We start from the raw sequence: 15,285 nt of genomic DNA, 5'->3' as shown, positions 1-15,285 counted from the left end.
ATGCCCACCGCACGCCGCACGTGGCCCACCCGCGAAGAGTGGGCAGCCGCCGCCGAGCACAGCGTCCGCACCGCCTGCTACCCGCTCGAGCGCGTCCCCGAGGGCGCCGAGCACTACCTGACCGCCGACGAGCTCGCGGAGATGGATCGGCTGTACGTGGACCTGTCCACCGCGGCGCGGGCGCCGCTCACCGCTGAGATCAAGCGGCTCCAGGCGCTGCTGCCCGCGCCGATCCCCGCTAAGCCGCTGGAGCGCGCCCGCTGGCACGACGGCCTCACCGGCGAGCAGCGAGCCGCGTGGCAGGCGTTGCAGAACCTGCGCAACGCCCGCCTGGAGGTCGGCCGCCGAGCCAGGGGGGAGACGTACAAGCTGATCGGCTGGTACCGGTCGCCGCTGGACTACAGCGTCCTGTCGCCCGACGTCGCCCCGCTCGTCGCCGACCAGGACGGGCTGGCCCGCCTCACCGAACTGGAGACGAAGTACGCCCGGCTCCGCGAGCAGGCTGCTAAGGAGGCGCTGGCCGCGGCGATCGCGAAGGCCATCGAGGTGCGCAACTCCGACGCCGGGTGGGCGCACGAGTTGGAGCGGCGCCAGCGGATCGACGGTGACCCGGTCATCACTCACCACGAGGCCGCGCCGTGAGGCTCCACCGGCACCGCTGGGTCACGTACGAGGTCATCGGCCGCGTGATCACCCAGCGGTGCGGACGATGCGGCACCACCCGCACCCGAGTCCGCTGACCACCCGAACGCCAAGCCACCCGAACGGAGGAACCATGTTCAGCCGAGCCGACCTGAAGCCCTGCCGCCGCTGCCACCAGCCCGTCCGCTGGACCCGCACCCAGGCCGGGAAGCCCTTCGGCGTCAACCCCGACCCCGACCCGGCGGGCAACACGGCGGTCATGCGCGACGCCGCTGGCACGCTCCGCTCCCGCCGAGTGTCGGCCGCGTCCAGGATTCAGCCTCACGAGCGCCTGATGATGCCTCACGTGGCGACGTGCACCCCTCGGGCATCTCGGGTACCCCCGCCCCCACGAACCCCTCCACGGCCATCTCAGGGCCGCACAGGGGGCATGTACGACGTCCTCGGAGTCACCACCTCCGCGACGTCCACCGAGATCCGTTCGGCGTACCGGCGCCTCGCCCGCCAACTCCACCCCGACCTCAACCCGCACGCCGGTGACCGCTTCAAGCAGGTCACCGAGGCGTACAGCGTCCTGTCCGACCCCGCCAAGCGCGCCACCTACGACCTCACCGGCCGCCGACCCCGATAGGAGCACCACCGCCATGACCCGCCTTCGACCCGAACACCGGCAGCCCGGCGAATCCCAGAGGGACTTCAACCGCCGCACCGCACCGTGGGACGTCATGATCCGCCTCGCCACCGAGGTCAAAACCGTCCGCTCCCGCATGCTCACCGCCGTCGAAACCCTGCTCGACGCCACCCAGCGAGGAAAGATCCCCGCCTCCCAGACCGATCAGGTCGCCGAGTGGGGCGGCGTGATGGTCGAGATGCTCGCCCGCCTCGACCGCATGGACCTCGACGCGTGGAAGCCGGGCATCCGCGCCGAGATCGGCCGCTCGGCAGGCACGGACCCCGAGGGTGAGGACGCCCACCACGAGGCGAGTGCGGGCGAGGGGGCGGGCCGTGGTTGACGTCCTCGACCTCATCATCCGCGTGGTGGGCGTCCTCACCCTCGCCGTCATCGCGTTCGCCCTCGTTGCCCTGCTCGTCATCGACCAGCGGCACCGGCGGCGCGGCCTGCAACGCCCCGCACCCGGGCCCGGACGTGAAAGGCCGTGGAACTGGTGACCGCGACCGGCATCGGTCTCGACCTGAATCGAGGGTGATTCACCCCGGATTTCATTGCCACCGACTGGGACACCACATCCGCCCCCGATAGGAGCAACCACCGCCGTGTACCTCGTCATCACCTACAACCAGGCCAGCCACCAGCCCGAACTCGGCAGCTGGAGCCTCTACACCGACCTCGACGACGCCCAGGCCGAACGCGACGACCAGCAGGCCCAGACCGACGCAGTCGGCCGCCGGGACCGGCACGTCGTCGCCGAGGTCACCCCCATCGAGAGCGAGGACGACCGATGATCTGCCCGGCATGCGCCACCGCCGCCGACGTCCAGCCCGAAGGCCACCCCGCCGAGGTCTGCCGCGACCACACCATCCGGCCCCACGGATGTCCATGCGCACACGGAGCACCGACAGGAGACGACCGTGCCTGACCTCATCCGCGTCGACCCCGACGCCCGCCAGGCGGACGGGCTGTTCCAGATCATCACCGTGCACTGCTTCTTCAACTGCGGACACATCGAACACGACATCACCCCGCAGTCCGCGCATGACGGTATGGAGCGGCACTACAGCGAAAAGCACGCGGCTGAAATCCGCAGCATCCTGCGCCAGCGCATCCGCGAGGAGCCGTGACGCCCGAGGCCGCCGCATGGGTGCGGACCGCCGTCCTGGAACCGCTCAGCATCCCCACCCCCTCGCCCCGCTGCGCCTGCCAGCTCGGCACCTACGTGACCTGCCACCGCGGCGACCACCAGGCGTGCCCCGTCGTCGACGCGGGCATCTGGGGGCGCCTCGGCGAGGTCGAGACCCTGATCTACCGGCCCGGCGGTCAGCCGGCCCAGGCTCGGGAGGCGCTGTACCGGCGGGAGATGTCCCCGCGGAGCAACCACGTCGCCCTCGTATGGCTCGCTGACCGGCGGTGCCGGTGGCGGTGCCTGTGCGGCTGCCACGAGGAGACCCACACCCCGGAGGCGTCGGCCGGGCTGGAGGTCGTGGCCCTGCCCGGCTTCGAGGACTTCGGCCGGACGGCGGTGCCACGGTGACTCCGGCCGAGGCCGAGTGGGTGCGGGCCAACATCTGGACCAAGCCCATGCGCAAGCAGCACCGAGACGTCCCCCTCGCCGCCAGCACATGCGCCTGCCAGTCCGGCCTCACCCACTGGTGCCAGCCCGACATCGGCCAGCACGACCGCTGCCGCCGAGCCACCCCGCTCCCGACGTGGGAGACGCTGATCTGCGACCGCAGCGGCGTCTACCCCGTCCACCACGCCGAGCCGCACCAGCACCCCACACCGTCGATCACCGGGCCGCGCTACGGGTGCAGGGCGCAGGTGTACCTGGCCGACCGCATCTGTCAGTGGATCTGCCCCTGCGCCCACCACGCCAACACCCGGCCGCCGGCTGCTCCGGAGCCCGAGACCGTACCGCGGACCTCGTGGACCTACGAGCTGGTCGAGCTCCCGCTGTTCGACCTCGCCACCTGACCACCCTCACCCCGACCAGCACAGGGAGCCGCCCCGTGGCCAAGATCCTCACCACTCAGAACGCCCAGATCACCACCGCCGCCGTGGAAGTGAAGACCCTCACCATCAGCGGCAAGCAAGTCACCCTTGCCGTATTTCGCCAGCTCCGCGAAAGGCCACTGATCGCTGCAGACGGCACGCTCGACGGCGTGCCATGGGGAATCGTCAATTACCACCCCGATAAATGCGGAGACTCTCCTTTCGAGCACTGGCACATCGTGTGGCAGAGCGGAGCTGAATTGCTTCGTGCTCGCGTCGACATCGACGTGAGCACGCCCTTCGGGTCAGAGACCGCCGACGAGTTCATGTATGCCGTGGCCTGGGAGCATCGGCAGATAGGGGGCACGACCTTCTTTGACGGCAAGCCACCGAAGCCCAGCCAAGGACTGGTCAGGTGGAATATGGGCGGGCTTCCCATGAAGTCAAAAGTTTCCTGGCAGGTGGGGGAAGTGCTCAATTATGGACAGCGAGCAATTGGCTCGCTGCAAGAGCCGTCGCAATCAGCGGCCGAATGGCGATCCGAACTCGCAGTAGAGGCGCGCGCCGAGGTCGATCGACGTTCTCGCCGACGCGACACCGTCCTGGCCCTCGCCGAACTTCCTCAGCTGTTTATCGCGGTGTGAGCGCTTCCGCTTCTATGGCCTGTCACCACAAGCCTGAGAGCCGCCCGTGAGCCTGACCTGCCCCGTCCCGAGCTGCGCCCGCATGACCCCGATGCCGCACCATGAAGCAGAGCCACGAGGAAGGAGCCCGCGTGTCTGAGGTCCGAGGTGGAGACGGCTGCTACGCCCGCGACCCCGACGTCGCAGCCCGTGACGCCCAGGCGTGCCGGCTGCGCGCGCAGAACCTCACCTACCAGCAGATCGCCGACCAGCTCGGCCTCGCCTCCAAGAGCAGCGCCTACGAGGCCGTACAGCGCGCCCTCAAAGAGACCGTCGCCGAACCCGCCGAGGAACTCCGCCAGCTGGAGCTGATGCAGCTCGACGAGCTCGCCCGCGCCGCCCGCGCCGTGCTGGAGGCCAGACACTACGTGGTGTCGCACGGCAAGATCGTGCGCCTCGGCCAACCGTTCATCAACGACGACGGCGCCGCCGAAGTGGATGACGGCCGCGGCGAGCCCCTCGCTGACGATGCCCCCGTGCTCACGGCGATCGACCGCCTTCTCCGCATCCAGGAGCGGCGGGCGAAGCTCCTCGGCCTGGACATTCCGGTGAAGCAGCTGATCGGCGGCGACATCGCGATCAGCTACAACTTCGAAGGCGTCGACCTGGAGGGGCTGACATGAGGTGGCCATGGGAGCGGCGCCCCGCGCTGGACGTGTTCAGCATGCAGGTCGTCGAGCTGCTGGACGGGGACGTGCTGGCTCGTTACAACGCCGAGCGGGCACGCGGCATCGTGCACACCGAGGAGTGGCAGGCGCGCATGGCCGTGATGCAGCTCCGCTTCGACGTCACGCACCGGAGGCGTCTGCCCCGCACCCAGCACCCGTACGAGCAGCGGCCTGCCGTGTCGGTCAACGTGTGTATGTGCGGGAAGTGGCCCGACCACCACGTGCACACCGAGATCACGGACCAGACGTGCACGTGTGATGAATGCCGCAGGCTGAGTGGGCGGTCATGACCGTCGCGCTGCGTCATGTCTACCGGCCGCGCGGCGCAGCCCGGCAGATCATGGAGTGCCGAGCCTCGGAGGTCCTGCTCAGCGGCCCCGCCGGGACGGGCAAGTCCCGGGCCGCGATGGAGAAGCTGCACCTGATGATGCTGCTCAACCCCGGCGCCCGCGGCCTCATCGTCCGCAAGACCCTCGCCTCCCTCGGCTCGACCGGCCTGGTCACCTGGCGCGAGCACGTCGCCAAGGAGAGCATCACCGCCGGCCACGTCGTCTGGTACGGCGGCTCCCCCCAGGAGGCCGCCGCCTACCGGTACAGCAACGGGTCCACGATCGTCGTCGGCGGCCTCGACAAGGCGCAGAAGGTCATGTCGTCGGAGTACGACGTCATCTTCGTGCAGGAGGCCATCGAGCTCACCGTGGATGACTGGGAGGCGCTGACCACCCGGTTGCGCAACGGGAAGATCTCCTTCCAGCAGCTGCTCGCCGACTGCAACCCGAGCACGCCGACGCACTGGCTGAAGGCGAGGGCGGACCGCGGCGACACGGTCATGCTGCACAGCCGCCACGAGGACAACCCGGTCCTGTTCCGGCCGGACGGCACGCTGACGATGGTCGGGCGGGACTACATCGGCAAGCTCGACAAGCTCACCGGCGTCCGGCACCACCGGCTCCGGCACGGCCGGTGGGTCGCGGCCGAGGGCCTCATCTACGAGGAGTGGGATCCGGCCGTCCATCTGCTCGACCGGTTCCCGATCCCCGACTCGTGGACGCGGTGGTGGTCGGTGGACTTCGGCTACACCAACCCGTTCGTGTTGCAGTGCTGGGCCGAGGACCCCGACGGGCGGCTGTACCTGTACCGGGAGATCTACTTCACCCGCCGCCTGGTCGAGGACCACGCGAAGCACATCCTGCGCCTGGTCGCCCCGGGCGGGAAGTGGCGGGAGCCGCGGCCCCGGGCGATCGTCTGCGACCACGACGCCGAAGACCGAGCCACGCTGGAGCGGCACCTGGGCATGTCCACGGTGGCCGCGAAGAAGACCGTCTCCGACGGCATCCAGGCCGTCCAGTCTCGGCTCAAAGTGGCCGGCGACGGGCGGCCAAGGTTGTTCATCCTGCGTGACAGCGTGGTGGAGCGGGATCCGGAGCTGGAGGAGGCGAAGAAGCCGGCGTGCACGGCCGAGGAGATCGTCGGGTACGTGTGGGACAACAAGGACGGCAAGCAGCCGAAGGAGGTTCCGGTGAAGGAGAACGATCACGGCTGCGATGGGAAGCGGTACGTCGTGGCGGAGCGGGATCTGGGTTCCCGGCCGCGTATCAGGGTCTTGTGAACCTAACCCAGAATCGCCGTGGACAGTAAATTTTTCGGTCATCAGCCATGTAGTCCGTAAATCTTCCTGCGAGCTGTAGCATCCGGGGTGTGATCCCCCGGCTGCGCCCCGCCCTCCCCGTGATCCTCGTGATCGCCGGGCTCGCGCTGCTGTCAGCCGCCGCCTGGACCCTCGCCGTCCCCGCCGGCCTCGCGGTCGCCGGAGTGTCGTGCTGGGTCCTTGAATGGCGCCTCACCTCCCCGCTCTTCCGGGTGCGGCCATGACCTCCATGTTCGGGGCCCTCGCCAGCGCCTTCCGGAACCAGGCGCCAGTCCCGTATGTCGGCCGGTCGGCGAGCTGGGCACTGCCGTTCCTGCAACGCAACGACGCCGAGTCTCAGATGCGCGCCATGGGCAGCGTCGGGACGCTGTTCTCGATCGTTCACCGCACGTCGAACGCCGCGTCGCAGGTCAATTGGAGCCTGTGGCGTCAGGCGGCCAGCGGCCGGAAGGAAGACCGGACCGAGGTCACCCGCCACCTGGCCCTCGACATCTGGACCCGGCCGAACCCGTTCTTCACGCGGCAGGAGTTCGTCGAGTCCGTCCAGCAGCACGTCGACCTGACGGGCGAGGGCTGGTGGGTGATCGCCCGCAACCCGATGATGCGGTCCATCCCGCTGGAGATCTGGCCGGTGCGCCCGGACCGCATCTCCCCAGTGCCGGACCCGGAAGAGTTCATCCGCGGCTACGTCTACCGCGGCCCCGACGGGGAGCAGATCCCGCTGGAGCGCGACGAGGTCATCCAGCTCCGCATGCCGAACCCGCTCGACCCCTACCGGGGCATGGGCCCGGTCCAGTCGATCCTCACCGACCTCGACTCGACCAGGTACTCCGCGGAGTGGAACCGCAACTTCTTCCTGAACTCGGCGGAGCCGGGCGGGATCATCGAGGTCGACAAGCGCCTGTCCGATGACGAGTTCGACGAGCTGCGCGATCGGTGGAACGAGCAGCATCGGGGCATCGCCAACGCCCACCGCGTCGCCCTGCTGGAGCAGGGCCGCTGGGTGGATCGCAAGTTCACGCAGCGCGACATGCAGTTCGTTGAACTCCGCGGGGTCGCTCGGGACGTGATCCGGGAGGCGTACGGCATGCCGAAGTTCGCGGTCGGCGATGTCGATGACGTCAACCGGGCGACCGCCGAAGCGTCGAAGGCGTGGTTCGCCGAGCAGCTGACGGTGCCGCGGCTGGAGCGCTTCAAGCAGGCGCTGAACAACGACTTCCTCCCGCTGTTCGGCGCCACTGCGGCCGGTCTGGAGTTCGACTACGTCGACCCCGTGCCCGCGAACCGTGAGGCCGACAACGACGAGCGTCTCAGCAAGGCCGAATCCGCTCATCGGCTGGTGTCCGCCGGGTGGGAGCCCGCCGCGGTGCTGTCGGCGGTGGGGTTGCCGGAGATGCCCTACGTCGGTCCGCCGGCCGGGGTGCCGAAGCCGCGCATCGCGAACTCGCGGCGTCGTCCGCTGGTCTTGCGTGCTCAGGCCGAACCCGAGGAGACGCGGGAGGACTGGCAGGAGCCCCTGGAGGAGCTGCTGGCCGACTGGGCTGACGTGTCGGAGGGGCAGCGGGAAGAGCTCGCGCGGCAGATTGAATCCTTGGTGGATGAGGGTCGTACCGAGGATCTCGCCGCGCTGACGGCCTCCAGTGACGTCGGGGCGGCGTTGCTGGAGGCCACCCTCTTTGCCCAGGCGGAGGCCGTCGGTGAGCGGATGGTGGAGGCCGCCGAGGAGCAGGGCGTGACCATCACGGCGGCGGCCGTGGCTGGAGTCTTGGCTGCGACGCTCGCGGCGGGTGCGGCGGTGACGGCGGGGCTGCTGGCGACGGGCCTGGCGGTGGCGGCCGGGCGGGAGGCTCTGCGGGTGTGGGCGCCCGACATGTCAGGCGAGCAGGTCGCTGAGCGGGTCGTCGAGCACCTGGAGGCCCTGTCGGATGCGAGCCTGCGCACCGAGCTGGGCGGCGCGATCTGGGCTGCCGAGGGGGCGGGCCGGTTCGCGACGCTGGAGCAGGCCGAGGCCGACGGCAAGGGCGCGACCTGGTACGAAGCGAGCGAGATCCGCGACGACGCGACCTGTGAATTCTGCGAGAAGGCCGACGGCCGCCGCTACGACACGTTGCCCGAGGCCCAAGCCCAGTACCCGAACGGCGGCTACTGGGCGTGCAAGGGCGGCATCCGGTGCAGGGGCACGGTCGAACCGAGGTGGGATGAATCATGAGACTGGATCGCCAGCAGCTCCGCGCCAAGGTCGGCCCCGAGCGGCAGTGGTACCGGATCACGAACCTCGCTGACCCGGCCGAGGTGGTCATCTACGACGAGATCGGCTACTGGGGTACCAGCGCGGAGACGTTCCTCGAAGAGCTGCGCTCGATCACCGCGAGCGAAATCTCCTTGAGGATCAACAGCCCCGGCGGGGAGATCTTCGACGGCATCGCGATTCACAACGTGCTCAGGTCGCACACGGCCACGGTCACCGTCTACGTCGACAGCCTGGCCGCGTCGATCGCCTCGGTGATCGCCATGGCGGGTGACCGGATCATCATGCAGCCGCACTCACAGATGATGATCCACGACGGGAGCGGGTTCTGCTACGGCCAGGCTGGCGACATGCGGGAGATGGCCGACCTGCTCGATCGGCAGAGCGACAACATCGCCGGGGTCTACGCCGAGCGCGCCGGCGGCACTGTGGCCGAGTGGCGGGCGCGGATGCAGGCGGAGACCTGGTACACCGCCGATGAGGCCGTAGCAGCAGGGCTGGCGGATGAGGTAGCGCGACCCGTCCGTCAGCCCGACCAGGACCCAGCGATGGCGGCGTCGTGGGACCTGTCGGTGTTCCGGTTCGCCGGCCGGAGCGCTGCGCCTGCCCCGGCCGTTTCAGAGGTTGTGCCGGTCGCTGATCCTGAGCCGGTCGAGCCCACGCAGGAGCCTGAGCCCGTCGCCCAGGTGCCCGCGGACGTCACCCCGGAGCCCACCGAGGTTCCAGCCCTGAACCTCGGCCAGGCCGAGCCCGTCGCCCAGGCCGTCGAGCCTGACGAGTGGGCCGCCCTGGCCGCACACCTGATCCACCCCCCGTCCGCAGCGGACGTGTGGGAAAGCCTGAGGGAGGCACTGCTGTGACCACACCTGTCCTGCCGAAGGACATCCCGGTCCCGAAGAACGCCGACGAGCTCGCCGAGATGTTCGGCGACGCCGGCCGCTACAAGGGGATCCTCGCGTCGGCCGACACGCTCCAGGCGTTCGTCCAGGCGTACGCCAACCAGCAGCAGGGCGAGGGCACCGACCTGCACCGCCTGGTCGCCGAGGAAACCCAGCGCGTCTTCGCCCAGATGCTCAAGGACAACGGGGTCGGAGGCGAGGGCATCCAGCGCCTGAACCTCGACCCGCAGACCCGGCCGACCAACATGCTCACCAGCCACAAGCAGGCCACCGCCTACAACGCCAAGGCCGCCGGCACCGTGCTGGACAAGGAGTTCAAGAACGCGGCCGAGTACTTCCACTCCGCGTGGCACCTGAACCCGTCGGCTGAGACCCGGGCGCGGATGGAGCAGATCCGCAACGCCGCCAGCAGCGTGGTCCCGGCCGACGGCGGGTTCCTGGTCCCCGAGACACTCCGCAGCCAGCTGCTGCAGATCGCCCTGGAGATGGCGGTGGTCCGGCCGCGGGCGACGGTGGTGCCGATGGAGACGGCGCGGGTGCCGTTCCCGATGATCGACTCCACGACCAATGCGGGCAGCGTGTTCGGCGGCATGATCGGCTTCTGGGGCGAGGAGTCCGCCGCGCTGATCGAGAGCATGCCGAAGTTCGGCCGCATCGTCCTGGACGCCAAGAAGCTGACCGGGTTCGCGGTCACACCGAACGAACTCCTGGCCGACTCTCTCATCTCGTTCGCCGCGCTGATCGAGACGCTGTGGCCGCAGGCGCTGGCGTTCTTCGAGGACGCAGCCTTCATGAGCGGCTCCGGCGTGGGTGAGCCGCTGGGCTTCCTCGGCGCGGGTAACTCGGCCGGTGTCGCGGTGGCCAAGGAGTCCGCCCAGTCCGCGGACACGATCGTCGTGGAGAACGTCATCAAGATGTACTCCCGCATGCTGCCCAGCTCGCTGGCGCGCGGCATCTGGGTGTGCAGCCCTGAGGCGATCCCGGAGCTGTTCACCATGGCGCTGAGCGTCGGCACTGGCGGTGGCCCGGTCATGCTCACCAACGTGGCGGGCCCGGCGCCGATGACCATCTTCGGCCGCCCCCTGGTGGTCACGGAGAAGGCCGGCCGCCTCGGTGACCGCTCGGACCTGGCGTTCGTTGACTTGTCCTACTACCTGATCGGTGACCGGCAGGTCATGAGCACCGCGTCCAGCACGGACTACCGGTTCGGGAACGACCAGACGGCGTATCGGATCATTCAGCGGGTCGACGGCCAGCCGTGGCTGAAGTCCGCGATCACCCCGGCCAACGGCGGGCCGACGCTGTCCCCGTTCGTTGAGATCGCCGACCGGGCCTGACCAGGAAGGAACCGAAGGATCATGGAAGCTCTCGGGCGGCTGTTCAACGCCATCCCCATCGCTGACAACGTGTACGTCCCCCTGCGGGACGTGGGCGGCGTGGCGTTCCTCTGCTACCTCGCGGGGGCGGCCGGCGACACCTACACCCTGACCGAAGCCAGAGACGCCGGAGGTACGGGCGCTCAGGTCCTGGCGACGATCACCCGGTACCACACGAGCAACGGCGTGGGCGGGGCCTGGACCCTGCACACGCAGGCGGCCGGATCCACTGTGGTCACCGCTGCGGCCACCGCCGAGAACGGCATGCTCGTCGAGGTCGAGGACACCGAGCTGTCGGACCGCTACACCCACGTGAAGCTCGCGTCCACGGGCGCTGGCCTGGTCACCGCGCTCCAGCGGGACCTACAGGTCCAGCGGGCGCCGGCCAGCCTCGCGGCTCTGGTCTGAGAGGGGGCGACCAATGTCCACGATCATTCAGGGTTCGCAGCTGCGGACGGTGCTGCTCGGCTCCCGGGTGGAGAAGGCGACCGGCGCGCTTGCCGCCGAGACCAAGGCGCTGTTCACCGTTTCCGGCGGCAAGGTGCTCATCACGAGCATCGTCGGCGAGGTGACCACGGCCATCACCGCGGCCAACAGCTACAAGCTGCAGCACAACCCCACGGTGGGGGCGACGAAAGACCTGTGCGCGGCGACCGACATCGGCACCACGGACACCCCAGCGGGCAACCTGCTCGGCTTCCAGGGCCTGACCGGGGACAGCATCCTGACCGGGCCCGGCGCAGTGCCGACGATCAAGCAGCCGATCGTGCTGACCCCCGGGAGCGTCGAGCACGTCTCGGCGGGCACCGATGGCGCGATCACGTGGGTGCTCACCTACATCCCGCTGGATGACAACGCGGCCGTGGTGGCGGCCTGACGTGGCGGCTGGGCGTAGCGAGGCGTGCGGCGGGTCGGTGCGGCCCTTCCTTGACGTCGCGTGCGGTAACGAGACCTGCCGGGCGTTCGCGAACGTCCGGCGGGTGTACCTGCGCCAGGTCGCCTTGGGCGTGGTGGAGATGCCCCACCTGCTGCTGTGCGTGGGGTGCGGGCTGGCCATGCCCGCGCTGGCGTCCTGGCGCGACGCGGCCCAGGACGCGGATGAGGAGGAGAACATGCCGAAGATCACCCGCCATGGCGGGCCTACCAATGCCGCCGCTGAGCGGGAGCATCCGGGCACTGGCGTGCCAACCGAGCCGGTCGAGGCGCCTGCGGACGGCACCGAGCACGAGCTCAGCGGGGACGGGTCCGGTGAGGCGCTGCCTCCGGCTGACGAGCCCGACGAGCAGGCCTCCCGCCCGGCGGCGAGGCAGCGTGGCCGGAAGGCGGCGGGCGGAGCGGATTCCTCGCTGGAGGTCACCGCCGAGGCTGAGGTGACCCGAGGGGCGAGCTCGTGACCGCCGGGCTGGCCTCGGCCCACGCGCACGGGATCCTGAACCTGTTCCGGGGGACGAACTACACCGCACCGTCGGGCGTGTTCGTCAAGCTCCACACAGGCGACCCAGGCGCGGCGGGTACGGCCAACGCGTCCGCAGTGACGACCCGCAACCAGGCCGCCTGGGCGGCACCGTCGGCCGGGTCGATGACCTTGTCGTCGCTGGCCGGCTACTCGATGACCGCGACAGAGACGATCACTCACGTCAGCCTGTGGGACGCCGCGAGCGGCGGCAACTTCCTGGAGTCGGCGGCGCTGACCTCGGCGAAGGACGTTACCTCGGGCGACACGCTCACCATCACCACGCTGACCTTGGCGTTCACGCCGATCGCCGCATAACCACCGCACGACTGGCCGGAGAGGAGGGGAGATGGCTGACCGCCACAACCTGTGCGTCAACCCTGCGCTGGTCAACGATGGCACGGGCTGGGCGGGTGAGGCCGCTCCCACTCGTACCGCTGTCTCGGGGTTCGATCGGCCCTTCGCGGCCCGGTATACCTCGGGCACGTTCATCCGCACCCCGGCGGCCCCCGCCACGGCGGGGTTGGAGTACACGGTCAGCGTTTACCTGCGGCCGGCGAACTTCTCCGGTGGCGGCACGATCTACTTCGAGTGGTTGAACGCGGGTGGCGGTCCGATCGGGTATCCGAGCGCCAGCTACACCGTCACGTTGAACGTGGTGTCGCGTGCGTCGATCACCGGGGTCGCCCCTGAGGGGGCCGCGAGCGTGCGTTTAATCTTGGACGGCATCAACTACTCGCTCAACACGGTCGACGCCACGATGCTGCTGATCGAGCAGGCCGCCGGGGTCGAGGACTACTTCGATGGTGACTCGCCGGGCGCGGCCTGGGATGGCGTGGCCGGGTCCTCGGCCAGCACGTTGCCCGGCGGCGCTCAGGTCGAGGGTGAGGTGACGCAGACCCACGCGGTGGCCCTGTCGGCGGCCGGGGTGAATACGGCCGTCGGCGCTGCCGCGGTGACCGCCAGCGCCGCGCTGACCGCAGAAGCCGTGGCTGGGCGGTCGGCGAGCCTCATGGCGGCGGTCGAGGTGTTCGCCGAGGCGACCGTCACCAGGACCCCCATCGTCAGTACCCCCGGCGGGTGGTGGACGCTGCTCGACATCGCCCGAGAGGCGGCGGCCGACCGGCAGGAGGAGCGGGATCGGGTGCCGACCGCCTGCCCGAACGACGGCGAACCGCTCGCAGCAGGGCCTCGGGGCGAGCTTCACTGCCGCTTCGACGGGTGGACCTATCCGCGCGACTGGGTGAGGGCGTGACATGACCGTTTGGTACTGCACCCGTGAGGCCGTCAAGCGCGCCTTGGACGTCCAGGAGACGGCGCGCAGCAACGGCCAGGTGGACCGGGCGATCGGGGCCGCCACCGACGCGATCGAAGGGCGCCTGCGCCGCCGCTTCTACCCGTGGGCCGGCACCCGGACCTTCGACTGGCCGAACCCGCAGGGCGCCCGGCCGTGGCGGCTGTGGCTCGGCCAGCACGAGGTCATCTCCGTCACCTCGCTGACCGCCGCCGGCACCTCCATCGCTCCTGGGGACTTCCTGCTGCGGCCGGACGCCGGCCCGCCGTACACCCACGTCGAGCTCAACCTGTCCAGCACGGCGGCGTTCGGCGGCGGCTCCACCCACCAGCGCAACATCGCCATCACCGGCGTCTTCGGCTACTCCGCCGACAGCGGGCCGGCCGGGGCACTGGCTGAGGCGCTCGACGCGTCCGAGACCACGGTCGACGTCACGGACTCCGGAGCGGTCGGAGTGGGCGACATCATCCGGGTGGGCTCGGAGCAGATGATCGTCACCGGGCGGGGTCTGCTCGACACCGGCCAGAACCTCGGCGCGCACCTGGGGGCGTCCGCCGCGGCGGTGATGGTGGCCGTCACCACCGGCTCGGCCTACGCGGTCGACGAGGTGCTCCTGGTGGACGCCGAGCGGATGCTCATCGTCGACATCGCGGGCAACAACCTGATCGTCAAGCGCGCCTGGGACGGCAGCGTGCTGGCTGCTCACACCGCTGGCGCCGACATCTACGCCGCCCGAACCCTCACCGTCACCAGGGGAGCGCTCGGTACCACTGCGGCGACCCACGACAGCGCGGCGCCCATCACCCGGCATCTGGTGCCCGCCCTCGTGCGGGATCTCGCCGTGGCGCTGGCGCTGACGCAGCTGCTGCAGGAGCAGGCAGGGTACGCGCGGGTCGCCGGGGCCGGTGAGACCCAGCGCGAGGTCTCAGGGCGCGGCCTGGCGAAGCTGTGGGACGACGCCTACACCACGTTCGGCCGCAAGGCCCGAATCCGGGGGGTGTGACGTGCTGGAGGTTCAAGCGTCGGTGGAGTTCGAGGGTCCCGTGTTCGACGGCCGCGCGGTCCTGGCCCTCAACGACTTCGCCGAGGCCGTGGTCGACGATGTCGCCGAGCAGGGGTTCCGTGACATCCACTTCACCTTGTCGCGGGTGTTGCGCAACCCGACGGGCTACTACCAGAGCCGTATCCGGAACCGGGCGGTTGGGTCCGCGCAGGTGCTCTACGACGACCGGGTGATCTACGGGCACTGGCTGGAGGGCACCGGCAGCAGGAACGCGCCGGTCACCCGCTTCACGGGCTACTTCACCTTCAGGAGGGTCGCCCAGCACCTGCGTAAGAAAGCTCCGGCCATCGCCGCGCAGACCCTGAAGCGGTACCTGGGGCGCATGCAATGACCACCCACCTGGAGGACCTGTGCTGTACCTGACCGTGGAGATCCGGACCAAGCCGGAGCACATGACATCCCCGCCGTACATGGCGCTGCTGTCGTGGTGCACGGCGGAGTCCATCCCCCTGTCCACCGGGCGCGTGCTGGAGGTCTTCGACGAGGTGCCCGTGCGGCGTGTCCTGCACGTGATCACCCTCGACGAGAACGATGAGTGGGTGCTTGACCCGGAGACCGGGGAGCCCGTCACCACCCCGGACGAGGCCACCGTGTCGTCCCTGCCTCCCCTGCAGGGCTACCTCGCACGCGGTGGCGGCTGACC

Annotated in this window: 24 protein-coding genes; all 24 read left to right on the top strand. The window is 69.8% G+C overall.

From position 1 onward, the window contains the following. Entirely contained in the window at positions 1–642 is a 642-nt protein-coding gene (locus OG884_RS15630) for a hypothetical protein (protein WP_326646080.1), read from the top strand. A gap of 133 nt (positions 643–775) precedes the next feature. Then, positions 776–1,273, top strand: a complete 498-nt coding sequence (locus tag OG884_RS15625) for a J domain-containing protein (RefSeq protein ID WP_326646079.1) — start codon at positions 776–778, stop codon at positions 1,271–1,273. Positions 1,274–1,286: 13 nt separating this feature from the next. Next, positions 1,287–1,655 (top strand): hypothetical protein, encoded by a 369-nt coding sequence (locus OG884_RS15620; protein WP_326646078.1) that lies wholly within the window; start codon positions 1,287–1,289, stop codon positions 1,653–1,655. Beyond that, on the top strand, positions 1,648–1,812 hold the full coding sequence (locus OG884_RS15615) for a hypothetical protein (RefSeq protein WP_326646077.1): 165 nt from the start codon (positions 1,648–1,650) through the stop codon (positions 1,810–1,812). The genes OG884_RS15620 and OG884_RS15615 overlap by 8 nt, the downstream gene beginning before the upstream one ends. Positions 1,813–1,917: 105 nt before the next feature. Next, the gene (locus tag OG884_RS15610) at positions 1,918–2,106 is read left to right on the top strand and encodes a hypothetical protein (RefSeq protein WP_326646076.1); all 189 of its coding nucleotides are present in this window, start codon (positions 1,918–1,920) and stop codon (positions 2,104–2,106) included. A 126-nt stretch (positions 2,107–2,232) separates the two neighbouring features. After that, a complete protein-coding gene (locus tag OG884_RS15605; protein WP_326646075.1) occupies positions 2,233–2,442 on the top strand; it encodes a hypothetical protein in 210 nt (69 codons plus the stop codon). Further along, positions 2,439–2,852 carry a hypothetical protein gene (locus OG884_RS15600; RefSeq protein ID WP_326646074.1) on the top strand — a complete coding sequence of 138 codons (414 nt, stop codon included), beginning with the start codon at positions 2,439–2,441 and terminating at the stop codon, positions 2,850–2,852. The genes OG884_RS15605 and OG884_RS15600 overlap by 4 nt, the downstream gene beginning before the upstream one ends. Then, positions 2,849–3,292, top strand: coding sequence for a DUF6248 family natural product biosynthesis protein (locus OG884_RS15595; protein ID WP_326646073.1), 444 nt, complete (start codon positions 2,849–2,851; stop codon positions 3,290–3,292). The genes OG884_RS15600 and OG884_RS15595 overlap by 4 nt, the downstream gene beginning before the upstream one ends. Before the next feature lie 35 nt (positions 3,293–3,327). Continuing rightward, a complete protein-coding gene (locus tag OG884_RS15590) occupies positions 3,328–3,954 on the top strand; it encodes a hypothetical protein (RefSeq protein ID WP_326646072.1) in 627 nt (208 codons plus the stop codon). A 131-nt stretch (positions 3,955–4,085) separates the two neighbouring features. Continuing rightward, entirely contained in the window at positions 4,086–4,616 is a 531-nt protein-coding gene (locus tag OG884_RS15585) for a hypothetical protein (RefSeq protein ID WP_326646071.1), read from the top strand. Continuing rightward, on the top strand, positions 4,613–4,951 hold the full coding sequence (locus OG884_RS15580) for a hypothetical protein (protein WP_326646070.1): 339 nt from the start codon (positions 4,613–4,615) through the stop codon (positions 4,949–4,951). The genes OG884_RS15585 and OG884_RS15580 overlap by 4 nt, the downstream gene beginning before the upstream one ends. Continuing rightward, entirely contained in the window at positions 4,924–6,270 is a 1,347-nt protein-coding gene (locus OG884_RS15575) for a phage terminase large subunit (RefSeq protein WP_326646069.1), read from the top strand. The genes OG884_RS15580 and OG884_RS15575 overlap by 28 nt, the downstream gene beginning before the upstream one ends. An 89-nt stretch (positions 6,271–6,359) precedes the next feature. Then, a complete protein-coding gene (locus OG884_RS15570; RefSeq protein WP_326646068.1) occupies positions 6,360–6,533 on the top strand; it encodes a hypothetical protein in 174 nt (57 codons plus the stop codon). Next, the gene (locus OG884_RS15565; protein ID WP_326646067.1) at positions 6,530–8,518 is read left to right on the top strand and encodes a phage portal protein; all 1,989 of its coding nucleotides are present in this window, start codon (positions 6,530–6,532) and stop codon (positions 8,516–8,518) included. Before OG884_RS15570 ends, OG884_RS15565 begins: the two co-directional genes overlap by 4 nt. Next, on the top strand, positions 8,515–9,417 hold the full coding sequence (locus tag OG884_RS15560; protein WP_326646066.1) for a head maturation protease, ClpP-related: 903 nt from the start codon (positions 8,515–8,517) through the stop codon (positions 9,415–9,417). Before OG884_RS15565 ends, OG884_RS15560 begins: the two co-directional genes overlap by 4 nt. Then, positions 9,414–10,793: a phage major capsid protein gene (locus OG884_RS15555; RefSeq protein ID WP_326646065.1), complete on the top strand. Its 1,380-nt coding sequence runs from the start codon at positions 9,414–9,416 to the stop codon at positions 10,791–10,793. The genes OG884_RS15560 and OG884_RS15555 overlap by 4 nt, the downstream gene beginning before the upstream one ends. A 21-nt stretch (positions 10,794–10,814) precedes the next feature. Continuing rightward, positions 10,815–11,240 (top strand): hypothetical protein, encoded by a 426-nt coding sequence (locus tag OG884_RS15550; RefSeq protein WP_326646064.1) that lies wholly within the window; start codon positions 10,815–10,817, stop codon positions 11,238–11,240. Positions 11,241–11,253: 13 nt separating this feature from the next. Then, a complete protein-coding gene (locus OG884_RS15545; protein WP_326646063.1) occupies positions 11,254–11,709 on the top strand; it encodes a hypothetical protein in 456 nt (151 codons plus the stop codon). Continuing rightward, positions 11,681–12,226 (top strand): hypothetical protein, encoded by a 546-nt coding sequence (locus tag OG884_RS15540; RefSeq protein ID WP_326646062.1) that lies wholly within the window; start codon positions 11,681–11,683, stop codon positions 12,224–12,226. Before OG884_RS15545 ends, OG884_RS15540 begins: the two co-directional genes overlap by 29 nt. Continuing rightward, a complete protein-coding gene (locus OG884_RS15535) occupies positions 12,223–12,603 on the top strand; it encodes a phage tail fiber protein (protein WP_326646061.1) in 381 nt (126 codons plus the stop codon). Before OG884_RS15540 ends, OG884_RS15535 begins: the two co-directional genes overlap by 4 nt. Positions 12,604–12,634: 31 nt before the next feature. Continuing rightward, positions 12,635–13,540, top strand: coding sequence for a hypothetical protein (locus tag OG884_RS15530; protein ID WP_326646060.1), 906 nt, complete (start codon positions 12,635–12,637; stop codon positions 13,538–13,540). 1 nt (position 13,541) lies between these two features. Continuing rightward, positions 13,542–14,582, top strand: coding sequence for a hypothetical protein (locus tag OG884_RS15525; protein ID WP_326646059.1), 1,041 nt, complete (start codon positions 13,542–13,544; stop codon positions 14,580–14,582). A gap of 1 nt (position 14,583) precedes the next feature. After that, entirely contained in the window at positions 14,584–14,973 is a 390-nt protein-coding gene (locus OG884_RS15520; RefSeq protein WP_326646058.1) for a hypothetical protein, read from the top strand. A 19-nt stretch (positions 14,974–14,992) separates the two neighbouring features. After that, on the top strand, positions 14,993–15,283 hold the full coding sequence (locus OG884_RS15515) for a hypothetical protein (RefSeq protein WP_326646057.1): 291 nt from the start codon (positions 14,993–14,995) through the stop codon (positions 15,281–15,283). Positions 15,284–15,285: the final 2 nt, after the last annotated feature.

The sequence above is a fragment of the Streptosporangium sp. NBC_01755 genome (assembly GCF_035917995.1).
Classification (GTDB): domain Bacteria; phylum Actinomycetota; class Actinomycetes; order Streptosporangiales; family Streptosporangiaceae; genus Streptosporangium.
Note: the sequence above shows the minus strand (reverse complement) of the source record. Positions and strands in the feature narration are given on the sequence as shown.

Bases quoted from the DNA above. Each gene is read 5' to 3' on its own strand.
- OG884_RS15630 (WP_326646080.1), top strand. From the start codon at position 1: ATGCCCACCGCACGCCGCACGTGGCCCACCCGCGAAGAGTGGGCAGCC.
- OG884_RS15625 (WP_326646079.1), top strand. From the start codon at position 776: ATGTTCAGCCGAGCCGACCTGAAGCCCTGCCGCCGCTGCCACCAGCCC.
- OG884_RS15620 (WP_326646078.1), top strand. From the start codon at position 1,287: ATGACCCGCCTTCGACCCGAACACCGGCAGCCCGGCGAATCCCAGAGG.
- OG884_RS15580 (WP_326646070.1), top strand. From the start codon at position 4,613: ATGAGGTGGCCATGGGAGCGGCGCCCCGCGCTGGACGTGTTCAGCATG.
- OG884_RS15575 (WP_326646069.1), top strand. From the start codon at position 4,924: ATGCCGCAGGCTGAGTGGGCGGTCATGACCGTCGCGCTGCGTCATGTC.
- OG884_RS15565 (WP_326646067.1), top strand. From the start codon at position 6,530: ATGACCTCCATGTTCGGGGCCCTCGCCAGCGCCTTCCGGAACCAGGCG.
- OG884_RS15560 (WP_326646066.1), top strand. From the start codon at position 8,515: ATGAGACTGGATCGCCAGCAGCTCCGCGCCAAGGTCGGCCCCGAGCGG.
- OG884_RS15550 (WP_326646064.1), top strand. From the start codon at position 10,815: ATGGAAGCTCTCGGGCGGCTGTTCAACGCCATCCCCATCGCTGACAAC.
- OG884_RS15545 (WP_326646063.1), top strand. From the start codon at position 11,254: ATGTCCACGATCATTCAGGGTTCGCAGCTGCGGACGGTGCTGCTCGGC.
- OG884_RS15540 (WP_326646062.1), top strand. From the start codon at position 11,681: ATGACAACGCGGCCGTGGTGGCGGCCTGACGTGGCGGCTGGGCGTAGC.
- OG884_RS15530 (WP_326646060.1), top strand. From the start codon at position 12,635: ATGGCTGACCGCCACAACCTGTGCGTCAACCCTGCGCTGGTCAACGAT.
- OG884_RS15525 (WP_326646059.1), top strand. From the start codon at position 13,542: ATGACCGTTTGGTACTGCACCCGTGAGGCCGTCAAGCGCGCCTTGGAC.